Raw genomic sequence first — 21,848 nt, forward strand, 5'->3', positions numbered from 1 at the left:
ACCTAGGCGCGCCGACGAAGCTTCCTGCGCTCGCGCTCGGACAGCCCGCCCCAGATTCCGAAGCGCTCGTCGTTCTGCAGGGCGTACTCGAGGCACTGGGCCTTGACGTCGCACGACGTGCAGATCTTCTTGGCGTCGCGCGTCGAGCCGCCCTTCTCGGGGAAGAACGCCTCGGGGTCGGTCTGTGCGCAGAGCGAGTCGGCGTGCCAGCCGAGCGGGTTGGCCTCTTCGTCGACGACCGAGGCGCGACGGACTCCGGGGACGCCGAGCGAGACCGGATCGACGTGCCAGTTGTCGGGAACGGTCGAGCCGGTCGTGCGGCCGCCTGAGAGGAGGGCGTCGGCCTGAGCCTCGAGCGACGGGACGGCCGAGAGACGAGCACCCTTGTCGTGCGACCCCTGGTCATGCAAGCCCTGGTCATGCGAGCCCTGGTCGTCTGAGCCCTGGCTGTCTGCCCTGTGGTCGTGGATGGCCATTGCTCATCTCCCCTCATGCTGCCACTCCCCCGCTGGGGTGACACCTGTAATTACACTCGTGTAACTAGGGGTACGTCAAGTCGAGCATCATAAAACCCTCGACCCCCGAATGAGGGTGATTTGACTCCCGGGCGTGTCGCGAGTCGCGAACCTCGGGCGTGTCGAACGGGGTACAGCCTGTTCCGGGGCGCGGCGCGCGATTCGATCGCAGGAACTGCCCGCGCCGTCGGCTCAGGCCGCCGCCTGCCTCGCCGCCCACGCGCTCTGCACCATCTCGAGAAGGGTGTGCCGCATCTTCCAGTCGAGGTCGCGCCCGGCGAGCACGCCCTCGGCCACGATGCGGTCGGGATCGCCCGGACGGCGCGCCGCGATCTCCGGGGTGAAGGCGATGCCCGTGCCCTCCGCCATGGCGTCCATGATCTGCTTCACGCTCGAGCCGTCGCCCGAGCCGAGGTTGTACGCCGCCTCGAGAGTCTCGCCGGCGTCGAGCCTCCGCGCCGCCGCCGCGTGCGACACGGCGAGGTCGGCCACGTGCACGTAGTCGCGCACGCAGGTGCCGTCGGGAGTGCCGTAGTCGTCGCCGAAGATCTTCGGCGCGCGGCCCTCGAGCAGCGCCTGGAACACCAGCGGGAACAGGTTGTGCGGGCTCGCGTCGTACAGGTCGGGCTCGCCCGAGCCGACGACGTTGAAGTAGCGGAGGCTGGTGTGGCGGAGGCCCGTCGCGACGCCCTGGTCGCGCAGCAGCCACTCGCCGATCAGCTTCGACTCGCCGTACGGCGACTCCGGCGACTTGGGCGTGCCCTCGGTCACCACGTCGGTCGGCGGCACGCCGTAGACGGCCGCGCTCGACGAGAAGACGATCCGGTCGACGCCCTTGGCCGCCATGGCGGCCAGCAGGACGGCCGTGCCCGTCACGTTCTGCTCGTAGGTGTGGAGCGGACGCTGCACCGACACCCCGGCGTACTTGTAGCCGGCCACGTGCACCACGCCGGTGACGCCGTGCTCGTCGATGGTGCGCTCGACCAGCGACTGATCGAGGATCGTGCCCCGGACGAACGGAACGCCCTCCGGCACGAACGACTCGATGCCGCTCGACAGGTCGTCGATGACGACGGGCGACAGCCCCTCCTTCGCGAGCGCTCGAACGACATGCGAACCGATGTATCCGGATCCCCCGGTAACCAACCAAGCCATGGGCCAAACCTATCGGTACCGCCGCGCCCGATGCATGTGGCAGGATGTGAACTCCCGACGAACATCCGCCACGCTCCCCTGGAGGCCCCGTGCTCCGCTCCGTCGCCGTCCTCGCCGTCGAGGGTCTTCCGCCGTTCGAGTTCGGCGTCGCCTGCGAGGTGTTCGGCATCGACCGGCGCGACACCGGCGGGCCCGCGTTCGACTTCCGCGTCGTCACGGCGCGGCCCGGTCGTGTGAAGACCAGCCTCGGGTTCGAGATGGTGATCGAGCGCGGGCTCGAGGAAGCGCGCGGAATGGACCTCGTCGTCGTACCCGCGCACGGGGTGGACGCTGTGGAGCCGGAGTACCTCGAGTTCCTGCGCCGGGTGCACGCCGAAGGCGCGATCATCCTCAGCATCTGCAGCGGCGCCTTCACGCTCGCGGCGACCGGCCTGCTCGACGGCCGCCGGGCCGCCACCCACTGGATGCACGCCGACACCCTGCACGAGCGCTATCCGCTCGTCAGCGTCGATCCCGACGTGCTCTACGTCGACGAGGGGTCGATCGTCACGAGCGCCGGCACCTCGGCGGGCATCGACGCGTGCCTGCACATCGTGCGGCGCGAGCTCGGCGTCGGCGCCGCCAACGCCATCGCGCGGCGCATGGTGATCCCCGCTCAGCGCGACGGCGGGCAGGCGCAGTTCATCGGCGCGCCGATCGCCGAGCGCTGCTCCGACTCGCTCGCCGCCGTCATGGACTGGATGCTCGAGAACCTCGACCGCGAGCTCACCGTCGACGAGCTCGCCCGCCGCGCGCTGATGTCGCCCCGCACCTTCGCCCGGCGGTTCCGCGCCGACGTCGGCACCACGCCCGGCGCCTGGCTCAACCGGCAGCGGCTGCTGCGCGCCCAGCACCTGCTGGAGGCCACCGACGACACCCTCGAGGCGATCGCCGGCGCTACCGGCTTCGGCTCGGCCGCCGTGCTGCGGCACCACTTCGCGCGGGTGCTGCAGACGACGCCCACGGCCTACCGACGGGCCTTCGGAGAGCGCCAGCTCGCCTGACCGCTCGCGCCCGCGCGCCGCCCGCCCGGCTCAGCCCGCCAGCCGCAGCACGTCGACGAGCACGTGCCGGACCATCAGCAGCACGAGCAGCGCTCCCGGCAGCGTGGCCCGGAGCAGCCACTTCCGCCTCAGCCGACGGCCTCCCGGTGCGACGACGACGCGCGGCACGGCTCCCGGCCGGGTGTCCGCGTAGCGCTCGGTGCGGCGGCGGGTCGCGCCGCCGACGCGCGATACGAGGTCCTCGATGGCGAGCAGCGTCGCCCGCTCTCCGACCCGGAACGCCGTCGGCGCCGACAGGAGCAGCGAATCGTCGATGAGCTCGACGTCGAAGCCGGCCGCCTCGTCGACGAGGAGCGCCATGAGGTCGGGCGTGAGCACGTACAGCAGGTCGGGGCCGTATCCGTCGGGTGCGTAGACGGTGAAGTACCGCCCGAAGTCTCCCTCGAGCTCGATGCGCTGGCCTGCCTGGTAGCCCGCCCGGCCGAAGCGGCGCGGGTGGGTCCGGCCGGCCCGGACGGACTCGAGCACGACGTGGGGCACCCTCCGGTCGAGCCGCACGCGGATGAAGCCCCAGGCGCGCCCCTCCCGCCGGATCGTGATGCTCTCGGGACTCAGGACGATGTTGCCGAACTGGAATCCGTGCGCCCGCTCGAAGTCGAACACGTCGCGGGTGTGGGCGGTCGCCCCCTCGTGCACGAGCGTGCCGGTGAGGCGCGGGACCGGCGCCCCGAAGGCATGCGCGCCCCCGTTCGCCTCGGCGAACCGCGCGAAGCGGACCCTCCGTCGCCAGTGGTTGCTGAGCCGGGTGTCGCGCCGGATCATTCCGACCAGCGCCACGATGAGCGCAGCGCACAGCGCTTCGACGATCAGGATGCCCGCCAGGCCGAGGAGGGCGTCGCCGAGGCTGCGCCCGACCCACCGGACGCCGGGGTCGCCGAACACCGCGACATCCACGAGCGCCAGCGCGAGCCCGGCGACACACGCGATGACGACGCACGCCACGAGGAGGGCCGGCACCGTGGCGATCATCGTCCGGAGCGGTACGACCGTATCGGGCCGGACGTGCCTGGTGCGCCGTCGGAACTCCCGCACCTCGCGCCGGGTGGGTCGCCGATCGAGCTCGCGGTAGTCGAACCGCGCCGCAGCCCTCTGATCGACCCCCGTCACCACCCCATCGTGCCGGGGCGGCGACTTCGCCGCAGGTCCCCGTTAGGGGTGCGGGCGCAGGAACTGCGGCTACGCCGCCGTCGCCACGAACGCCTCGCCCGTGCCCGTGACGGCGAGCCGCCACTCGTCGGGGGTGACGTACACCGACTCGCCCGCGCCGAGCTTGATGTTGCCGTCCTGGCCCTTGAGGTGCAGCTCGCCGCTCGTGACGAAGACGATCGACGGGCCGCCGAGCTGCACGACCGCTCCGGCGTCGCCGGGGGTCACGTGCAGCAGGGCGAAGCCGACCTCGGTGGGGTCGAAGCGCTCGACGCCGGGACCGACCGCGACGGGCTCGAGGGAGGGCGCCGGGAGCGGCTCGAAGTCGAGCACGCGCATCAGCTCGGGAACGTCGACGTGCTTGGGCGTGAGTCCGCCGCGGAGGACGTTGTCGGAGGGCGCCATCAGCTCGACGCCGAGGCCGCCGAGGTAGGCGTGGATGTTGCCCGCGGGCAGGAAGAGCGCCTGGCCGCGCTTCAGCGTGACCCGGTTGAGCAGGAGCGCCACGACGATGCCGGGGTCGCCCGGGTAGTCGGCTGCGAGGTCGGCCAGGGTCGCCACGGTGGGCGAGATGGCGGCGTGCGCGCCGGCGTTCGAGACGGCCGCCGTCGCCGCGGCGCTGACGGCCTCGATCAGGGCCGGGGCGTCGTCGCCTTCGAACAGCCACGCCACGGTGGCCTCGAGCGAGTCGGCGAGGTGGGCGCGGAGCGGCTCGAACGCTCCCGACGAGTCGTCGAGGGCGTCGACGTCGGCGAGGGTCTCGGCGACGGTGCGGAACCCGCAGAGCGCGTCGAACTCGTCGCTGAGCGCGTAGATGATCTCGGGCTTCGGAAACGGGTCCTTGTAGTTGCGCTCCGTCGCGATCAGGGGCACCCCGGCGCGGTTCTCTCGGTCGAAGCCCTCGCGCGCCTGCTGCGGAGTCGGGTGGGCCTGAATCGACAGCGGCTTGGCGGCCGCCAGGATCTTCATCAGGAAGGGCAGATGGCGGCCACCGGCGCCGAGCGCCCGCTCGGGCTGTGCCGCGATCCAGTCGGCCAGAGTGTCAGCGCCGTCGACCACCGCGGGGTTCACGACGATGCTCGGCGACCCGGGGTGGGCGCCGAGCCAGAGCTCGGCCTCGGGCTTGCCCGTCGGCTTGCGGCCGAGCAGGTCGGAGATCGCCGTCGTCGAGCCCCACGCGTAGTCGCGCGGGACGTTGGTGATGGCTAGGAACATGTCTGACCTCATCGAGACGGGGTGGTGGGCCATCGCTTGGCCCCCCTCTACAAACGGGCGCGACCGCGCCCACCTGGGCGTTGGACAAAACTACCAAGGCCGTTGGCAGTCGTCCTGCATCGGCCTATCGTCGCCTCCGGATCGGCCGACGAGGGCCGGCCGCCGACACGAGAGCAACGGAGCACGGATGTCCGACACGACCCTGACCCAGCTGGCGCCGCTCGCCAGCGATTTCTACGGCTACGAGAGCCTCCTCAGCGACCAGGAGAAGTCGGTGCTGGCCGAGCTGCGCCAGTACCTCGAGGCCGAGGTGCGGCCGCTGGTGAACGACTACTGGGCCCGCGCGGAGTTCCCGACGCAGATCATCCAGAAGCTCGCCGACCTGAAGCTGTTCGGCATGCCGTGGGACGAGACGAAGCCGTTCGAGAACTCGGCCGTCTTCCGCGGCTGGGTCGCCCTCGAGCTCGCTCGCGTGGATGCGAGCGTCGCGACGTTCGTCGGCGTGCAGAACGGCCTGACGATGGGCTCGATCGCCGTCTGCGGCTCCCCCGAGCAGCGGGCGGAGTGGCTGCCGCGGCTCGCGAGCGGCGAGCTGATCGGCGCGTTCGGCCTCACCGAGCCCCTCTCGGGCTCCGACTCGGCGCAGGGCCTCCGCACCGTCGCGACCCGTGACGGCGACGACTGGATCCTTAACGGCTCGAAGCGCTGGATCGGCAACGCCACGTTCAGCGACATCACCGTCATCTGGGCGAAGAGCACCGAAGACGGCCAGGTCAAGGGCTTCGTCGTCCCGACCTCGACGCCGGGCTACACCGCGGCGAAGATCGAGAACAAGCAGGCGCTCAGGATCGTGCAGAACGCCGACATCACCCTCGAGAACGTGCGCGTGCCCGAGTCGAACCGCCTCCAGAACGGCAACTCGTTCCGCGACACGGCCAAGGTCCTGCGCCTCACTCGCGCCGAGGTCGCCTGGGCGGCCGTCGGCAACTCGATCGGCGCCTACGAGGCCGCCCTGAAGTACGCGTCCGAGCGCGTCCAGTTCGGCAAGACGATCGCGAGCCACCAGCTCGTGCAAGACCTGCTCGTCAAGTCGCTCGGCAACATCACGGCCTCGCTCGGCATGGTCGTGCGCGTCTCGCAGCTTCTCGACGAGGGCACGCAGCGCGACGAGCACGCCTCGCTCGCGAAGTCGTTCACGACGTCGCGCATGCGCGAGACGGTCGGCTACGCGCGCGAGATCCTCGGAGGCAACGGCATCGTGCTCGACTACGACGTCGCCCGCTACTTCGCCGATGCCGAGGCCCTGTACAGCTACGAGGGCACCCGCGAGATGAACACGCTCATCGTCGGGCGCAGCATCACCGGCCAGGCGGCCTTCGTCTAGCCGGCTCGGCTCGCAGGGCGTCGGCGCCATGGGCCGACCCGGTAACCTGAGGCGCATGGCCGTCACCCAGCCCCTGCCGCGCGCCGACGTCGCGCCCCGCGGGCCCTCGGCCGAGCACACCGGCTTCGCCACCGTCGTCTTCGGCGTGCTGTTCTTCGGCGACGCGCTGCGCAACTCGGTCAACTGGGCCGGGTGGGCGGTCGTCTGCCTGGCCGTGGTCGTCTGGGCGGTCGCCCTCCTGGTCCGCAACCCCCCGCGTCCCAGCCGCTCCCCCGCCCTGCTCGGCCTGCTGCTGCTGTGGATGATCGCGTCGCTGATCTGGTCCGACTACCGGGCGGGGTCCCTGCTCGGCATCGGCACGCAGCTGATGACGACCGCTGGCGCCGTGGCGGTCGCGGTCACCGTGTCGTGGGAGGGCATCGTGAAGGCGCTCGGCCGCGCGCTCCGGGCGATCGTCGTGCTCTCCCTTCTCTTCGAGCTCGTCGTCGCGCTCTTCGTCCGGCAGCCGTTCTGCCCGATCTACGTCGACTGCTCGGGCTCGCACCCGGCCGCGTTCTACTGGACCCGCGACGCCCTCTTCACCGGTGGCCAGATCCAGGGGCTGCCCGGCAACAGCAACCTGCTCGCGATCTACGCCCTGCTCGCCCTCGCCGTCACGGCCGTGCAGTGGCACGCTCGCTCCATCGAGCGGCGCCAGGCCTGGGTCGGCATCGCCGCATCGGTGCTCGCGCTCGGCCTGACCCGCTCGTCGACGGTGTTCGCGTGCCTCGCCGTCGCCGCACTCGTCTTCGGCTTCGCGGTGCTGGCGCGCCGGGTGCGGCTCGGCCGGCGGTGGATGGTCGCGGTGCTGGCGGCGCTGGTGGCGGGAGCGCTCGCGGCGGCCGTGTCGGTCGGCTGGGGGCTGATCCTGCGCGTGCTGGAGAAGAGCCCCGACCTCACCGGCCGCGGCACGATCTGGAAGTCGGTCTACGAGCTCGCGATCCAGCGGCCGGTCGTCGGCTGGGGCTGGACCGGCTGGTGGCAGCCGTACCTCGAGCCGTTCAAGGGGCTCGCCGTGCGCAACGGGGTCGTCTACCTGCAGGCGCATAACGCCTACCTCGACGTGTGGTTTCAGATCGGCTGGATCGGGCTCGCGCTCTTCCTCGCCGTCATCGTCACGACGACGGCCCGTTCGTGGTGGTGGGCCACCGACCGGCGGATGCTCGGCCCGGGCCGCCCCGCCCCGTGGAACACGCTCGACCTGCTGCCGATGCTGCTGATGTCGATCATGCTCGTGCACGGCCTCGCCGAGTCGCGCCTCAACGTCGAATGGGGCTGGGCCCTGCTGGTCGTCGTCTGCTTCGCCACGCGCCGCGACAACTACCGCTGGTGGTCGACTCCCGCCCCCGACGCTCGATGAGCCAGGCCGCACCCGTCCGCGACCCGCTGCGCCGCTACCTGTCAGCGTGGATCGGCTTCTCGGCCGGCGGCACGTTCAGCCAGGCGCTGACCGTCGCGATCCTGCTCTATGCGCTCGGCATCCACACGGTCCGCGCGCTGATCGGCTGGCCGGGATCGATCGCCGTGCTCGCGACGCTCGTCGTTCTGGCGGGTCTCTCGCTCTTCGGGGCGCGCAACCGTATCGAGTGGCACGGGATCCTGCCGGTGTCGGTGCTCGCGCTGTTCGCCTACTTCGTCGTCTCCATCTTCTGGAGCCAGTACACCTGGGTCTCGATCGGCGGCGTCTTCTACGCGCTCGCGTTCGGCAGCCTCGGCATGTACCTGGCGCTCGGCCGCGACCTGGTGCAGGTGATCCGCGCCACCGGCGACACGCTGCGGATCCTGCTGACAGTGTCGCTGTCGCTCGAGGTGCTGTCGGGCATCCTGATCGACCAGCCGATCTCGTTCCTCGGCATCCAGGGCAACCTCGCGAACGGCGGGCCGATCCAGGGTGTCGCCGGAACTCGCAACTACCTCGGGTTCCTCGCCGCTCTGGCGCTCATCACCTTCGCGGTGGAGTGGTTCACCCGCTCGATCACGCTCGGCGTCGGCGTGGCATCCGGGGTCCTGGCGCTGCTCACCCTGTTCTTCGCGAGCTCGCCCGTGACGTCGATCGCCGTGCTCGTGCTCGTCGTCGCGGCGATCGCGCTGCGCTTCCTCCGGCAGAGCCCGCCCGAGCGGCGCGCCCTGATGCAGGGCATCCTCGCCTTCCTGGTGGTGCTCGGCGTGGTGCTGGCCTACGTGGGGCGGCACCGGCTCATCGCCGCGCTCGGCGCCACCAGCGACCTCGAGGTGCGGCTGGCCCTGTGGACGAGGATCCGCGAGCTCATCCCCTTCCACAGCCTCGTCGGCTGGGGCTTCGCAGGGCAGTGGCCGACCGACGTGTTCCCGTTCTTCCTCCTCACCGGGCCGACCGGCCGGGCATCCGAGACCGGGCTCGGCGCCTTCTTCGACACCTGGCTGCAGGTGGGGCTCGTCGGCGTCGTCATGCTGCTCGCCGCCGGTGCCCTCGCGTTCACCCGCTCGTGGCTGACCGCCTCGACGCACCCGATCGTCGCCTACACGTGGCCGGCGCTCGTCCTGCTGCTCATCGCCGTGACCGCCTCCGCCGAGAGCTACCCGCTGTTCGAGGGCACTCTGCTGCTGTTCGTCGCCATCGCCACGATCTCGGCGCGCAAGCGCTCGTGGCGACGGCACCTCACCCCGTCGTAGCCGGCGCCGACGCCGCCGACCCGCATCGGCGGCGGGTGATCGCCGCCGCGGCGGGGACCTTCTGCCGCCGATGCGGGTGGGCCGCGCCTAGCGGACGGTGACGGCGCGGCACACGCCGAGCCGCGGGTTGGTGCCGCCGGTGGTGTCGATGGCATAGGCGCACACGGAGTGCTTGCCGGCGGCGGCCGTGAGAGTTCCTGCGAAGCCGTGGAGGGAGGTGGGGAGCGAGTTCGCGCGCTTGACGTCGGGGCGGGAGCCGGAGGCCGTGAGGCGCGGCCGGGACGTGCCGTCGACGTAGACCGCGACCTGGATCGACGCCGCGGTGTCGTCGGGGTCGAACGCCCAGCCGGAGACGCGGATGCCGCCCTTCACCGCGGTGGCGGAGTCGAATCGCCCGACCGGCTTCTGGTCGGTCGTGACGGTGGCGCACCGGATCAGGGCGTTCTTGCCCGTCGAGCCGGGGGCGTTGAGCGCGTAGACGCAGACCGAGTGGGTGCCCTGCGTCGTCGGGACAGTCACCGAGTAGCCGTGCGACGCCCCGTAGGCCGGGTAGGCGCGGCCGATGTCGGCTCGGGTGAGGTCGGCGACGGAGGCGGTGACGCGCTTCTTGTCGACGTAGACGGCGACTCGGACCGGGTCGATCGTGTCGCCGTCCGCAGCCCAGCCGCTGACCGTCAGGCTCTTCGGCGTGAAGGAGACGCTGTCCAGGCGCCCGGTCGGGACGGACGGCAGCACGGAGACCGTGGTGCAGGCGCCGAGCTGCCGGTCGGCTCCCCGGCCGGTGTTGACGGCAGTGAGGCAGACCGTGTGCGCTCCGGCGGCGGCGGCGAGGGTGGCCGCGAAGCCGTGGTCGGAGCCGACGGCCGGGAACGCCTTGGCGACGTCGGGTCGGGCGGCCGACGCGGTGAGCGTCTTCGCGGCCGTGCCGTCGATGGTCACTCGGACGGGGATCGCCCCGGCGATCTCGGGGTCGGCGGCCCAGCCGCGCACGGCGACTCCGCCCGGGGCGGCCCGGACGGAGTCGACAGAGCCCAAGGGCGAGGGGTCGGCGACAGTCACCGGGGAGCACGAGATGAGGCTGGTGGCGGCGTTGGCCCCGATCGCCGTGGCGCACAGGTCGTAGGTGCCGGGATCCGCGTCGAGGGTGGCCGAGAAGCCGTGCTTCGAGCCCGAGCCCGGATAGGCGGATGCCACGTCGGCGCGGGTGGCGCCGGCGGTGACGGTCTTCGCAGCGGTGCCGAACGAGAGGGCGACCTTGATGGGGGCGGTGGTCGAGGTGTCGAGCGCCCAGCCGCGAACGCTCACCGTGCCGAGGCCGCCGGCGGCCGAGTCGAGGTGGCCGGCTGTCGTGGCGACGGGGCCGGTCGCGGTCGGCGAGCCGAACCACTTCGTGAAGTAGGTCCAGAAGTTGCGGTTGCCGTAGGCCGAGCAGCTGTCGCCGGTGCCGTACAGGTTCGCGAGGGCGGCCGCGTTGGGCGTGTACGGCGTGTAGTAGTACAGGTTGGCCGTCGCCTGGTTGGCGATCCTGACCTGCTTGGTGCCGCACGGCGACGACGGGCTGTAGCGGACGGCGACCGTCTTGCCGGGCGTGTAGGTCGTGAAGGCCGCCGAGGTGCCCGCCGGGTTGGCGTAGCGCTTGAACTGCCAGGCCGCCCGGTAGATCTGGTTGTAGATGCCGGCGTAGGTCGGGTCGCAGCCGTTGCCCGTGTCGGGGCACGCGTAGCCCATCGCCCGCTCGATCGCGTACGACGAGGGCGCCGTCGCTCCGACGAGGCCCTGCTCCTTCTGCAGGCTCACCAGCAGCACCTCGGGGTTGATGCCGCAGGCGATCGACACCTTCGCGATGATCGTCGAGACCTTCTCGTTCGGGGCCCCCTTGTAGGCCGAGCACATCGCGTCGGCGGCGCGCGACGTGGTCGTCGCCGTCAGCACGGTCAGGCAGCGCGAGTTGGCGCAGGTGCCGGTCTTGCCGGTCAGGAAGCTCTGGATCTGCGCCGCCGTCATGGCGTCGGAGTCGAAGAACACCTGGTCGCTGATGATGTTGCCCGCGTCGAACCGCGAGGCCACCGGAATGTCGGCCGTCGCGGGCTGCGCGGTCAGGAGCTGCCCGGTGAGCAGGGCGGCCACTGCGCTCGCTGCGACGGCGAGCGCGATCAGGCGGTTCGGCGGCCTCACTACGGCACGGTGACGGTGGAGCACTTCAACGTCGGGTTGGAGCCGTGGCCCGACGGGTCGATCGCGTACACGCAGACCTTGTGCGAGCCCTTCGACGCCGAGAGCTTCTTCGTGAAGCCGTGCTTCGTTCCGATGCCGGGATGCGCCTTGGCGACATCGGCGCGCGACGTGCTCGCCGTGGTGCGCACACCGCGGCCGTCGAGGTAGACCGCGACCGGGATCGACTTGGTCTTGACGTCGGGGTCGTACGCCCAGCCCGAGACCGTCACGGCGCCTTTCGACGGCGTGATCCTGTCGACGACGCCGACGGGCTTGTAGTTCACGACGACGGTCTTGCACGAGCCGATGCGCGAGTTGGGCCCGGTGCCGACGTTGATGCCGTAGACGCAGACCTTGTGCGTGCCCTGCGCGGCGGGCACGGTCACGGAATAGCCGTGGGCCGAGCCGTAGGCGCCGTAGGTCGTGCCCACATCGGTGCGGGTGGTGGATGCGACGGCGGTCTTGTGCGCGCCGTCGACGTACACGGCGACCTTGATCGAGGCGGCGGTGGAGCCGTCGATGGCCCAGCCGCTGGCAGTGACGCTGGTCGTCGTCGTGGCCACGGCCTTGTCGAACGAGCCGACCGGGTTGGTGCCGAGCGACTTCGCGGTGGAGCAGGAGGTGAGGAGCGCGTTGGCGCCCTTCGCGCCGGCGTTGATGCCGTAGACGCAGGTCTTGTACGAGCCCTTCGCGGTGCCGATCGTCACGTCGTAGCCGTGCGCGGCGCCCCACTTGGGCATCTGCGTGGCGACGTCGGGCCGCGACTTGTTCGCGGTCACGACGGTGACCTTCGACCCGGTGTAGACGTGCACCTTGATCGACTTGTAGGTGTCGGGGTCGATCGCCCAGCCGCGGACCCGGATGCCGCCGGGCACCGTGGTGACCGAGTCGACATAGCCGTTCGGCGACGACAGCAGCGTGGCCAGGGACGACGGGAGCGCCAGGCCCTTGAGCTCGTTCATGGTGCCGTTGAAGACGTCCGAGTCGCCGGCGAACGGGCCGGTCGAGGAGTACTGCCAGATGGTCCAGTCCGACCAGCTCGCGCCGATGCCGACGGGGCCCTGCGAGAGGTCGCGGTCGTAGCTCGGGACCATCAGGGCGTTGGCGCCGAAGGCCTTGCTGTTGCCGGTGCAGTCCTTCCACCAGTAGTAGCCGGCGTAGATCGCGGGCGCGCGGCCCGTGAGCGACTTCATGGTCGACGAGAAGGTCGAGATCCACGAGACCATCGCCGCCTGGCTGAGGCCCCAGCACTCGCCCTTCGCGCCGCCGTACTCGATGTCGAGCAGGGGCGGGAGCGTCTTGCCGTCGGCCGACCAGCCGCCGCCGTTGGCGACGAAGTACCTGGCCTGCGCCGCTGCCGAGGCGTCGGGGTGGGCGAAGTGGTAGGCACCGCGGAGCAGGCCAGCGGTGGCCGCGCCGGCGTACTGCTTGGCGAAGGTGTCGCTCTTGTAGGTCGTGTTCTCGGTCGCCTTGATGTACGCGAAGCGCGCGCCGTTCTTGTACTGCGTCGCGAAGTTGACGGTCGGCTGGTACGCGCTCACGTCGAGGCCCATGATGCTCGTCTTCGAAGCGCCCGAGACGGACGACGTGGTGACCGCCTTCGACTGCACCCGCAGCGACGAGGTCGGCGACGTCGACGCGCCCGGTGCGTTCGGCTCGCTCGGCTCGTTCTCGGCGATCGTCGAGCCCATGGTGTGGTTGCCCTCGGCGTCCTGGACCGAGAGCGACGGGTCGGCCGCGAGCGAGGAGTCGGCGGGGGCGTCCGCGGTGGCCGACGCGTCATCCGTCGGCTCGGCCGAGGCCGACGCGGACGGCGCCGCCGACGGCGAGTCGCTCGCCGGCGCCGAGGCGGTGTCGGTCGGCGTGGCCGAGGGCGACGCGGTGGCGGCGGGCGCGGCCGTCGCGGTGGCCGCGCTGGTCGGCGTCGGAGTGTCGGCGAGCGCGACGTCGAACCCGACGAGGGTCGACGCGGCCACCGTCAGCGCGGCGACGATGCCGAGCGCGGGGCGGAGCGTCGACCTCACCGGCGGTGCCCGAGCGTCGGCGCCCCGATGGGCGTGGCGGTGGGGTACGTGAACACGGTGGTGCCTCCCGAATGGCATCTGGCATGTAGGTCAGGCTCGGAAGAACCCCTGGTGATCCCAGTGTTCGACGCCCGAACGTCGACCTGCGAGGGGCTCTTCCGAGCACTTGACTTCTCCACCGTAAGTCACATCAGTCACAACCGCCAGGGCCGCGGCGTCCCCCGATAGGGGGCGAATCGGGGGACGCCCGCTCAGCTCGCGCCAAGGCTCAGCGCAGTCGGCTCTCCACCTCTCGACGGGAAGCTCGCAGGAACTCGGGGCGCTCACGCCCCCGCACCGACCTCGACACAAGGGAGGGCACCTCCCGCGCGATCCTCCCCCACGAAGCCCGCGGCAGATAGGCGCCCCCCGGTCCAACCAGGTCTTTCAGCATCCGGACGAGAGTGCGCACCGCGACCCGTCCCACCATCCCGGGGCTCCCGTTGCGCAGCACGACGGCCAGCCGGTTGCGCATGCTCTGCCGGCGGATCAGCTCCGAGCCGCTCGACGACGAGCCGGCGTGGAGGTGCACGATCCGAGCCTTCGGGGCGAAGCCGATGCGGTATCCGGCGAGCCGCAGGCGCCACGAAAGATCCAGGTCTTCGTAATACATGAACAGGGTCTCGTCGAAGCCGCCGACCTCGGCGAGGGCGGCCCGGCGGATGAAGGCGGCACCCCCGCTGAACCCGAACGGGTCGGCGTCCGGAGAGCCGTCGGCGGCGGAGACGTCGGCCACGGGGCGAAGCCAGTCGCGGTCGTAGCCGTTGCCGTCGCGGGTGAGCTCGACGCCGGTGCCGTTCATGAGGCTGAGGCCGGAGGGCAGTTCCTGCGCCCCGGCCCGTCTCCAGGCGGTGCCGTCGAGGCCGACCAGCACGTCGTCGCCGCGGCCGGAGGTGCGGACGAAGAGGCCCTCGAGCACGACGGCGGCGCTGACGGCGGCGACCTCGGGCCCGCCCGCATCGAGCGCCGCCAGCCCCTCGCGCAGGAAGGCGGGGTCGGGCACGGCGTCGTTGTTGACCAGCACGACGACCTCACCCGAGGCGGCGGCGATCCCGCGCGTGACGCCGCCGGCGAAGCCCGAGTTGGAGGCCTCCTCGACGAGCACGACGTCGGGGTGCGCCGCGCGGAAGACGTCGACGGCACCCGGCACCGCCTCGTTCTCGACGAGGACCACCTCGTACGGCTCGTCGATCTCTTGCGCCGCGAGGGCGTCGAGCGCCCGCAGGGTGAGCTCCGGCTGCTTCCAGTTGACGACGACGACGGAGGCTCGCATCCCCCCAGTGTGCCTGAGCCCCGTGCGGCGGGCGGACGACTCACGGGGGCGCTTGACTATAGTGAGACCGCCTCTCGGGGCCGATCCGTCTTGTTGTCAACGTGTTTGGGGCATCTCCTTGTCAGTATCCACTTCGAGTGTCGTCTCCGTCGTCATCATCAACTTCCGCGGCACCGACGACACGCTGGAGTGCGTCGCGCGCCTCAACGAGGTCGACTGGCCCGAGTCGCAGCTCGAGATCGTCATCGTCGAGAACGGGTCGGGCGACGACAGCGAGGAGCGACTCCGCGCCGCTCTGGGGGCGCAGAAGAACGTCACGCTGATCGTCTCGAAGGAGAACCTCGGCTTCACCGGCGGCTCGAACCTCGGCGCCCAGAAGGCGCGCGGCGAGTTCGTCGCCTTCCTCAACAACGACGCCAAGCCCAGCGTCGACTGGATCCGCGCGGCCCTCGGCCAGTTCGGCGTCAGCCCCAAGGTCGCCGCCGTCGGCTCGAAGGTGCTCGACTGGGAGGGCAAGGCCATCGACTTCGTCCAGGGCAGCCTCACCTGGTTCGGCATGGGCTACAAAGACAAGGTCACCGAGGTCGACACCGGCGAGTACGACACCCCGCGCGACATCCTCTTCGGCACCGGCAGTGCGCTGTTCGTCCGCAAGGCGATCTTCCTCGAGGTCGGCGGCTTCGACGAGCGCCTCTTCATGTTCTACGACGACGTCGACCTCGGCTGGCGCCTGAACCTGCTCGGCTACCGCGTGCGCTTCGCCCCCGAGTCGGTCGTCTACCACAAGCACCACGGCTCGATGAAGTCGTTCGGCGAGTACCGCGAGATGTACCTGCTCGAGCGCAACGCCCTGATCCTTCTGTTCAAGAACCTCGACGACAACAGCCTCGCGAAGTTCCTGCCCGGCGCCCTGGCGCTGCTCGCGCGCCGCGCCGTCGCCAAGAGCGGTCTCGACTCCGAGATGTTCGACATCCGCCGCTTCACCGGCGCGGCCGACGAGTTCGAGCGCGACACCCCGGTCAACAAGGACACTGTCGCGGGCCTGTTCGCCCTCGACCAGTTCGTGACCGAGCTCCCGTCGCTGCAGGAGACGCGCGACGAGCTCCAGTCGCAGCGCCAGCGCACCGACGGCGACCTGTTCCGCCTCTTCGGCGACATCTTCCGGCCGCTGTTCGCCGACAACTACTTCCTCGACGGCCTGCACTCGATCGTCGACGCGTTCGGCATCGTCGAGCACACCCAGCGCCGCCACATCCTCGTCATCACCGGCGACGCGATCGGCGAGAAGATGGCCGGCCCGGCCATGCGCGCGTGGAAGATCTCCGAGGCGCTGTCGCAGCACAGCGATGTGCGCCTGCTGACCTGGAACGTCGCGAACCGGCAGTCCGACAAGTTCGAGGTCGAGCGCGTCCGCCTGCAGAACGAGCGCGAGATGAAGGTCCACGAGGAGTGGGCCGACGTGATCTTCTTCCAGGGCCACGCGCTGCACCACTTCACGACGCTCAAGCACTCGAACAAGATCATGATCGCCGACCTCTACGACCCGATGCACCTCGAGCAGCTCGAGCAGGGTCGCGAGTGGGGTCTCGCCCAGTGGAAGAACCAGGTGCAGTCGTCGACCGACGTGCTCAACGAGCAGCTCCTCCGAGGCGACTTCTTCCTCTGCGCCAGTGAGCGCCAGCGCCTGTTCTGGCTCGGCCAGCTCGCCGGCCTGGGCCGAATCAACCCCGAGAACTACGCGGCCGACGAGAACCTCGAGAATCTCATTGCGATCGCGCCCTTCGGCATGGACTCCACTCCCCCGCAGAAGACCCGCAAGGCGATCCGCGGCGTCGTGCCCGGCATCGGCGAGGACGACAAGGTCGTCATCTGGGGCGGCGGCATCTACAACTGGTTCGACACGATGACGCTCGTCCGCGCCATCGCCCAGCTCGCCGAGCGCCGACCGAACGTCAAGCTGTTCTTCCTCGGCGTCGCGCACCCGAACCCCGACGTGCCCGAGATGGCAATCGTCTCGAAGACCCGCGAGCTGGCCTCGCAGCTCGGAGTGAGCGGCAAGAACGTGTTCTTCAACGAGCAGTGGGTCGCCCTCGACGACCGCCAGAACTACCTGCTCGAGGCCGACGCCGGCGTCTCGACGCACTACGACCACATCGAGACGACGTTCTCGTTCCGCACGCGCATCCTCGACTACATGTGGGCCAACCTGCCCATCGTCACGACGCGCGGCGACAGCTTCGGCGACCTCGTCGGCTCCGAGGGCATGGGAGTCTCCGTGCCCGAGCGCGACGTCGACGCCCTGGCCGCGGCCCTCGAGTCGATGCTGTACGACGACGCGGCGATCGCCGAGGCGCGCAAGAACGTCAGCCGCATCCGCGAGGAGTTCACCTGGGAGCGCGCCCTCGCGCCCCTCGTCGAGTTCTGCCGCGACCCGCACGTCGCGCCCGACCGCGCCGCCCTCGTGGGCGAGCCGCTGTCGGCCCCGTCGCGAGGCAGCGTGGTCCGGCCGGTCAAGGGCCGCTCTCCGATGACCAGCGAAGAGAAGTTCCACCGCATCGCCAACGGGCGCCACGGCCTCGGCCGCGACATCGCGCTCGCTCGCTTCTACCTCACCGACGGCGGCATCAGCGGCCTGCGGACGAAGGTCCAGACCCGGCTTGCCACGACCCGGGCCAGCAAGTACGGAAAGTAGCTGCGACCGCCTGAGGCGCTCCCGGTTCCCCGGCACAGGGGGCCGGGGTAGAGTTTCCAGGTTTTCCAAGGATGAGGTACGACCCATGACCACCATCACGCCCCGCCCCCCGAGGGTGTCCGAGGTGACCCTCTCGGCGGCTGCCCAGGCGGCCAGCCGCTACGAGAAGCTCAAGGCCGAGCCGATGGAGGTCGCCGGGCAGCCGACGGGAGCCTTCACCGGCTTCTTCGGCACGATCCGCGACGTGATCGCGCACGGGCGCCTGCTCGACCTTCTGATCCGCCGCGACCTCAAGTCACGGTACAAAGACTCCGCGCTCGGATTCCTCTGGACCCTGATCCGCCCGATCACGCAGCTCGCGATCTACTACGTGATCCTCGGCAACATCCTCGGCGCCGCTCGCGGCATCGACAACTTCGCCGTCTACGTCTTCTGCGGCCTGACAGTCTACAACCTGTTCAGCGACATCGTCGCCGGCTCCACCGGGTCCATCGTCGCCAATGCCGGCCTGATCAAGAAGGTGTACGTCCCGCGCGAGATCTACCCGCTTGCGAGCGTCGGATCAGCGCTGTTCAACTTCGGCATCCAGCTCGTCGTGCTGCTGATCGCGACCGTCGTCTTCGGCGAGTTCCCGGCGCACCTCGACCTGCTCTACTTCTTCCCCTCGGCGCTGCTGATCCTGATCTACGGCCTCGCCCTCGGCCTCCTGCTCTCGGCGGCCAACGTCTTCCTCCGCGACATGGGCTATCTCGTCGAGATCGTGCTCATGCTGCTCATGTGGGCCTCCCCCATCGTCTACGCGTGGTCGACGGTCGCCACCCGCCTCACCGGGTCGCGCGAGTGGCTCCTCCACATCTACACCGACAACCCCATCACCCTGGCCGTGCTCGGCTTCCACCGCGCCTTCTGGCTCGGCGGCGCCGAGAACGACTACCCGGCCGACATGCTCCTGAAGATGGGCGTCGCGGGCGTCATCGGGCTCGTGCTCGTGTACGTCTTCCACCGCGTCTTCTCGCGGCTCCAGGGCAACTTCGCGCAGGAACTGTAGGCACCCCATGAGCATCGACACCACTTCGAGCCGCCCGGCCTCGCGCACCCCGGCCTCGGCCGACCACCCCACCGTCGTCACGATCGAGAACGTCTCCAAGAAATTCGTGATCCGAAAGGACAACTCGCTCAAGGAGCGCATCGTCACGCTCGGCCGCACCGGCCGTCGCAACTCCGAGGAGTTCTGGGCGCTCAAGAACGTCAACCTGACGATCCCCGCCGGCTCGACGATCGGCCTCCTCGGCCCGAACGGCTCCGGCAAGTCGACGTTGCTCAAGGCGATCGGCGGCATCATCGAGCCGACGACCGGCTCGATCAAGCGCCGTGGTCGCCTCGCGGCGCTGCTCGAGCTCGGCGCGGGCTTCCACCCCGATCTCACCGGTCGCGAGAACGTCTTTCTCAACTCGGCGATCCTCGGCATGTCGCGCGAGGAGACCGAGGCGAAGTTCGACGACATCCTGAACTTCGCCGGCATCGGCGACTTCATCGAGACGCAGGTGAAGTTCTACTCGTCCGGCATGTACGTGCGGCTCGCCTTCGCCGTAGCCATCCACACCGACCCCGACGTGCTCCTCGTGGATGAGGTCCTCGCGGTCGGCGACGAGGCGTTCCAGCGCAAGTGCATGGACAAGATCCACGAGTTCCAGGAGCAGGGCCGCACGATCATCCTGGTGAGCCACTCGCTCGGCCAGGTGCAGGAGCTGTGCGACCGCGCCGTCGTCCTCGCGAAGGGCGAGGTGCAGTTCGAGGGCAGCGCGCGCGAAGCCGTCAAGAACTTCCGCGACATCCTCGAAGACCGCCGCGTCGCCGAGGCCACGGCCCAGGGCGAGGCCAAGGCCGAGATCACGCCGGGCAAGGTGCTCTCGGGCACCGTCCGCGCCGAGGGCCGCGCCGAGGGCGAGGACTTCCGCCCGGGCGACAACCTCATCGTCACGATGGAGTACAGCCACGAGACTCCGCTCGACCGCTGGAACGCCGGCTTCAAGATCGAGAACAATCTCGGCCAGCCGGTCTACGGCACGTCGAGCAAGTTCCTCGGGATCACCATGCCGCCGATGCGCGGCACGGCCACGGTCGAGTTCCGCCTCGAGAACGTGCAGTTCGGCGGGGGCGCCTTCTTCCTGCACGCGTTCTTCGCCGAGCCCGCGGGTCCGCACATTGCCATCAAGCGCGAGGCCGCGCGCTTCGTGATGGCCGACGACCCCGACGGCGAGGGCACCGTGCGCGTGAGTTCGTCGATGCGGCAGATCGCCGGCTGATCCGGTGACGCCGCCCGACCCTTCGCGCGACACGGCACCGGTCCTGCTCGACGCCACGTCCATCCCGCCCAACAAGGGCGGCGTCGCGCGCTACCTCGCCGGGCTGCTCTCGGGCCTCACCGACGCCGGCGTGCGAATCCACGTGGCGGTGAAGCGCGAGGACGTCGCGTGGCTGCGTCCGCAGGCGCCGGAGCACCACTACGTCGAGGTGCCCGGCATCGTGAGCGCTCGGCCGGTCCGCCTGGCCTGGGAGCAGACCGGCCTCCCGCGGCTCGCGGCCCGCTTGGGCGCGACGACGATCCACTCCCCCCATTACACGTTCCCGATCGCGGCCCGGGGGCGCCGAGTGGTGACGATCCACGACGCGACGTTCTTCAGCCGTCCCGACGATCACGGCCGCCTCAAGCGCGTGTTCTTCACGACCTGGATCCGGCTGGCCCGCCGCCTCGCCGACGTGGTCGTGACGCCGAGCCGCGCGACCGCCGACGAGATGCAGCGCTTCGCCGGCAGGGCCCGCCGCGTCGAGGTCGCCCTGCACGGCGTCGACCCCGAGGTGTTCCACGCGCCGACGCGCGAGGAGGTCACGCGCTTCGCGCGCGGGCTCTCGCTCGACACGGCCAAGGGCTGGATCGCCTTCCTCGGGACCGTCGAGCCGCGAAAGAACGTCGGTGCGCTCATCCGCGCCCACGAGGCCGCACGGCAGGCCGACCCCGGCGTGCCGCCGCTGCTGGTCGCCGGAGGCCTCGGCTGGGACGAAGACGCGGCGGCCCTCCTCACCGCCGCAGGCAACCAGGCCGCCGCGCCGGTCCGCTACGTCGGCTACCTCGACCTGGACGACCTCGCGGCGTTCCTCGGCGGCTCCAGCTTCGTCGTCTACCCGTCCAGCGCCGAGGGCTTCGGCCTCCCAGTGCTCGAGGCCATGTCGACGGGCGCGGCCGTCCTGACCGCTCCCCGCCTGGCGATCCCCGAGGTCGGCGGCGAAGCCGTCGAGTACGCAGAGCCGACCCGCGACGGCATCGAGGCGGGCATCCTCCGCCTCGCGGGCGACCCGGGCCTCCGGCGCAGCCTGTCGGCCGCCGGAGCCGAGCGTGCCAGACTGTTCACATGGAAGGCATGCGCCGAGGTTCACGTGCGGGCCTACGGAGTAGACCCTCATCTGACGACCACCCCCCGGCGGGTCGCGCGATGAACACCGCCTCCGTCGCCATCGTCACCGTGAGCTACAACTCGGGCCGGTACCTCGACGACTTCCTCGCCTCCGCGACCCGCGCGACCGAGACGCCCTGCCCGATCGTCGTCGCCGACAACGACTCCCGCGACCCCGACGAGGCGCGCCGATCGACCGAGGCCGTCGGCGGCACCTTCCTCGAGCTCGGAAGCAACGACGGCTACGGCTCCGCCGTGAACCGCGCCGTCGAGGCGCTGCCCGCCGACATCGAGTGGGTGCTCGTCTCGAACCCCGACGTGATCCTGTCGGAGGGCGTCGTCGACGCGCTCCTCGAGGTCGCGACGGCCGACGGCGAGATCGGAGCCGTCGGCCCCGGAATCCTCGAGACCGACGGCGAGTTCTACCCGTCGGCCCGGCGCGTGCCATCGCTCCGCACCGGCCTCGGCCACGCGCTCTTCGCCAACATCTGGACCTCGAATCCGTGGAGCCGCTCCTACCGCAGCGACGGCGACCACGAGTCGCGCCGCACGACCGGCTGGCTGTCGGGCGCCTGCCTGCTGGTCCGGCGTCCGCTCTTCGACCGCCTGGGCGGATTCGACGAGGGCTTCTTCATGTACTTCGAAGACGTCGACCTCGGCTACCGCATCGGCCGCGCCGGGTTCTCGAACGTCTACGAGCCCCGCGCGCGCGTCACCCACGTCGGCGCCCACTCGACGCGCGAGTCGTCCGACATGATGCGACGAGCCCACCACCGGAGCGCGTACCGCTTCCTCGCGTCGAAGTACCGCGGCTGGTATCTCCTGCCACTCCGGCTGGCCCTCCGGGCCGGGCTCGGAATCCGTGCCAGGATGCACGGACGCCCCAGCGCCTGAGCCTGCGTCTCGCATGCCGCCGGCGCCGGCGGCGCATGCAGCACGCGCTGC

At 70.6% G+C, this 21,848-nt stretch carries 15 protein-coding genes and 1 pseudogene; 9 read left to right on the forward strand and 7 right to left on the reverse strand.

Annotated elements, in window-relative coordinates:
• Positions 1 to 2: 2 nt before the first annotated feature.
• A pseudogene (locus tag EDF46_RS18965) lies at positions 3 to 308 on the reverse strand (WhiB family transcriptional regulator); the annotation flags it as partial.
• A gap of 399 nt (positions 309 to 707) precedes the next feature.
• Positions 708 to 1,670 carry a UDP-glucose 4-epimerase GalE gene (gene galE / locus EDF46_RS15665; RefSeq protein ID WP_123507255.1) on the reverse strand — a complete coding sequence of 321 codons (963 nt, stop codon included), beginning with the start codon at positions 1,668 to 1,670 and terminating at the stop codon, positions 708 to 710.
• A gap of 89 nt (positions 1,671 to 1,759) precedes the next feature.
• Here galE and EDF46_RS15670 point away from each other — a divergent pair, with 89 nt between their 5' ends.
• Positions 1,760 to 2,713: a helix-turn-helix domain-containing protein gene (locus EDF46_RS15670; RefSeq protein WP_123507256.1), complete on the forward strand. Its 954-nt coding sequence runs from the start codon at positions 1,760 to 1,762 to the stop codon at positions 2,711 to 2,713.
• Positions 2,714 to 2,743: 30 nt separating this feature from the next.
• On the opposite strand, the gene EDF46_RS15675 is transcribed toward EDF46_RS15670, so the two are convergent.
• Both EDF46_RS15675 and manA read right to left on the reverse strand, forming a co-directional pair.
• Positions 2,744 to 3,880 carry a hypothetical protein gene (locus EDF46_RS15675; protein ID WP_148061236.1) on the reverse strand — a complete coding sequence of 379 codons (1,137 nt, stop codon included), beginning with the start codon at positions 3,878 to 3,880 and terminating at the stop codon, positions 2,744 to 2,746.
• 69 nt (positions 3,881 to 3,949) lie between these two features.
• A complete protein-coding gene (gene manA / locus EDF46_RS15680; protein WP_123507542.1) occupies positions 3,950 to 5,134 on the reverse strand; it encodes a mannose-6-phosphate isomerase, class I in 1,185 nt (394 codons plus the stop codon).
• Between the two features lie 187 nt (positions 5,135 to 5,321).
• Between manA and EDF46_RS15685 the strand changes: the two genes are divergently transcribed.
• Genes EDF46_RS15685 through EDF46_RS15695 form a run of 3 tightly spaced genes read left to right on the forward strand, consistent with a single transcriptional unit; the run spans position 5,322 to position 9,209 of the window.
• Positions 5,322 to 6,518 carry an acyl-CoA dehydrogenase family protein gene (locus EDF46_RS15685; RefSeq protein ID WP_123507258.1) on the forward strand — a complete coding sequence of 399 codons (1,197 nt, stop codon included), beginning with the start codon at positions 5,322 to 5,324 and terminating at the stop codon, positions 6,516 to 6,518.
• Positions 6,519 to 6,573: 55 nt separating this feature from the next.
• Positions 6,574 to 7,917: an O-antigen ligase gene (locus EDF46_RS15690; protein WP_123507259.1), complete on the forward strand. Its 1,344-nt coding sequence runs from the start codon at positions 6,574 to 6,576 to the stop codon at positions 7,915 to 7,917.
• Positions 7,887 to 9,209: an exopolysaccharide production protein gene (locus EDF46_RS15695; protein WP_123507260.1), complete on the forward strand. Its 1,323-nt coding sequence runs from the start codon at positions 7,887 to 7,889 to the stop codon at positions 9,207 to 9,209. The genes EDF46_RS15690 and EDF46_RS15695 overlap by 31 nt, the downstream gene beginning before the upstream one ends.
• Before the next feature lie 87 nt (positions 9,210 to 9,296).
• Here EDF46_RS15695 and EDF46_RS15700 read toward each other — a convergent pair whose 3' ends face one another.
• From EDF46_RS15700 to EDF46_RS15710, 3 genes are all read right to left on the reverse strand, one after another.
• Positions 9,297 to 11,384, reverse strand: a complete 2,088-nt coding sequence (locus EDF46_RS15700; protein WP_123507261.1) for a hypothetical protein — start codon at positions 11,382 to 11,384, stop codon at positions 9,297 to 9,299.
• Positions 11,384 to 13,447, reverse strand: a complete 2,064-nt coding sequence (locus EDF46_RS15705) for a GH25 family lysozyme (protein WP_148061238.1) — start codon at positions 13,445 to 13,447, stop codon at positions 11,384 to 11,386. Before EDF46_RS15705 ends, EDF46_RS15700 begins: the two co-directional genes overlap by 1 nt.
• Positions 13,448 to 13,715: 268 nt before the next feature.
• Complete coding sequence (locus EDF46_RS15710; protein ID WP_123507263.1) at positions 13,716 to 14,759, reverse strand: glycosyltransferase family 2 protein; 1,044 nt, start codon at positions 14,757 to 14,759, stop codon at positions 13,716 to 13,718.
• 118 nt (positions 14,760 to 14,877) lie between these two features.
• On the opposite strand from EDF46_RS15710, the gene EDF46_RS15715 reads away from it, so the two are divergent.
• From EDF46_RS15715 to EDF46_RS15735, 5 genes are all read left to right on the forward strand, one after another.
• Complete coding sequence (locus EDF46_RS15715; protein WP_123507264.1) at positions 14,878 to 17,451, forward strand: glycosyltransferase; 2,574 nt, start codon at positions 14,878 to 14,880, stop codon at positions 17,449 to 17,451.
• Between the two features lie 85 nt (positions 17,452 to 17,536).
• Positions 17,537 to 18,499, forward strand: coding sequence for an ABC transporter permease (locus EDF46_RS15720; protein WP_233580070.1), 963 nt, complete (start codon positions 17,537 to 17,539; stop codon positions 18,497 to 18,499).
• A 7-nt stretch (positions 18,500 to 18,506) separates the two neighbouring features.
• Entirely contained in the window at positions 18,507 to 19,757 is a 1,251-nt protein-coding gene (locus EDF46_RS15725) for an ABC transporter ATP-binding protein (protein ID WP_123507265.1), read from the forward strand.
• Positions 19,758 to 19,761: 4 nt separating this feature from the next.
• Entirely contained in the window at positions 19,762 to 20,946 is a 1,185-nt protein-coding gene (locus tag EDF46_RS15730) for a glycosyltransferase family 1 protein (RefSeq protein WP_123507266.1), read from the forward strand.
• Positions 20,943 to 21,797, forward strand: a complete 855-nt coding sequence (locus EDF46_RS15735; protein WP_123507267.1) for a glycosyltransferase family 2 protein — start codon at positions 20,943 to 20,945, stop codon at positions 21,795 to 21,797. The genes EDF46_RS15730 and EDF46_RS15735 overlap by 4 nt, the downstream gene beginning before the upstream one ends.
• Positions 21,798 to 21,848: the final 51 nt, after the last annotated feature.

The sequence above is a fragment of the Frondihabitans sp. PhB188 genome (assembly GCF_003752365.1).
Classification (GTDB): domain Bacteria; phylum Actinomycetota; class Actinomycetes; order Actinomycetales; family Microbacteriaceae; genus Frondihabitans.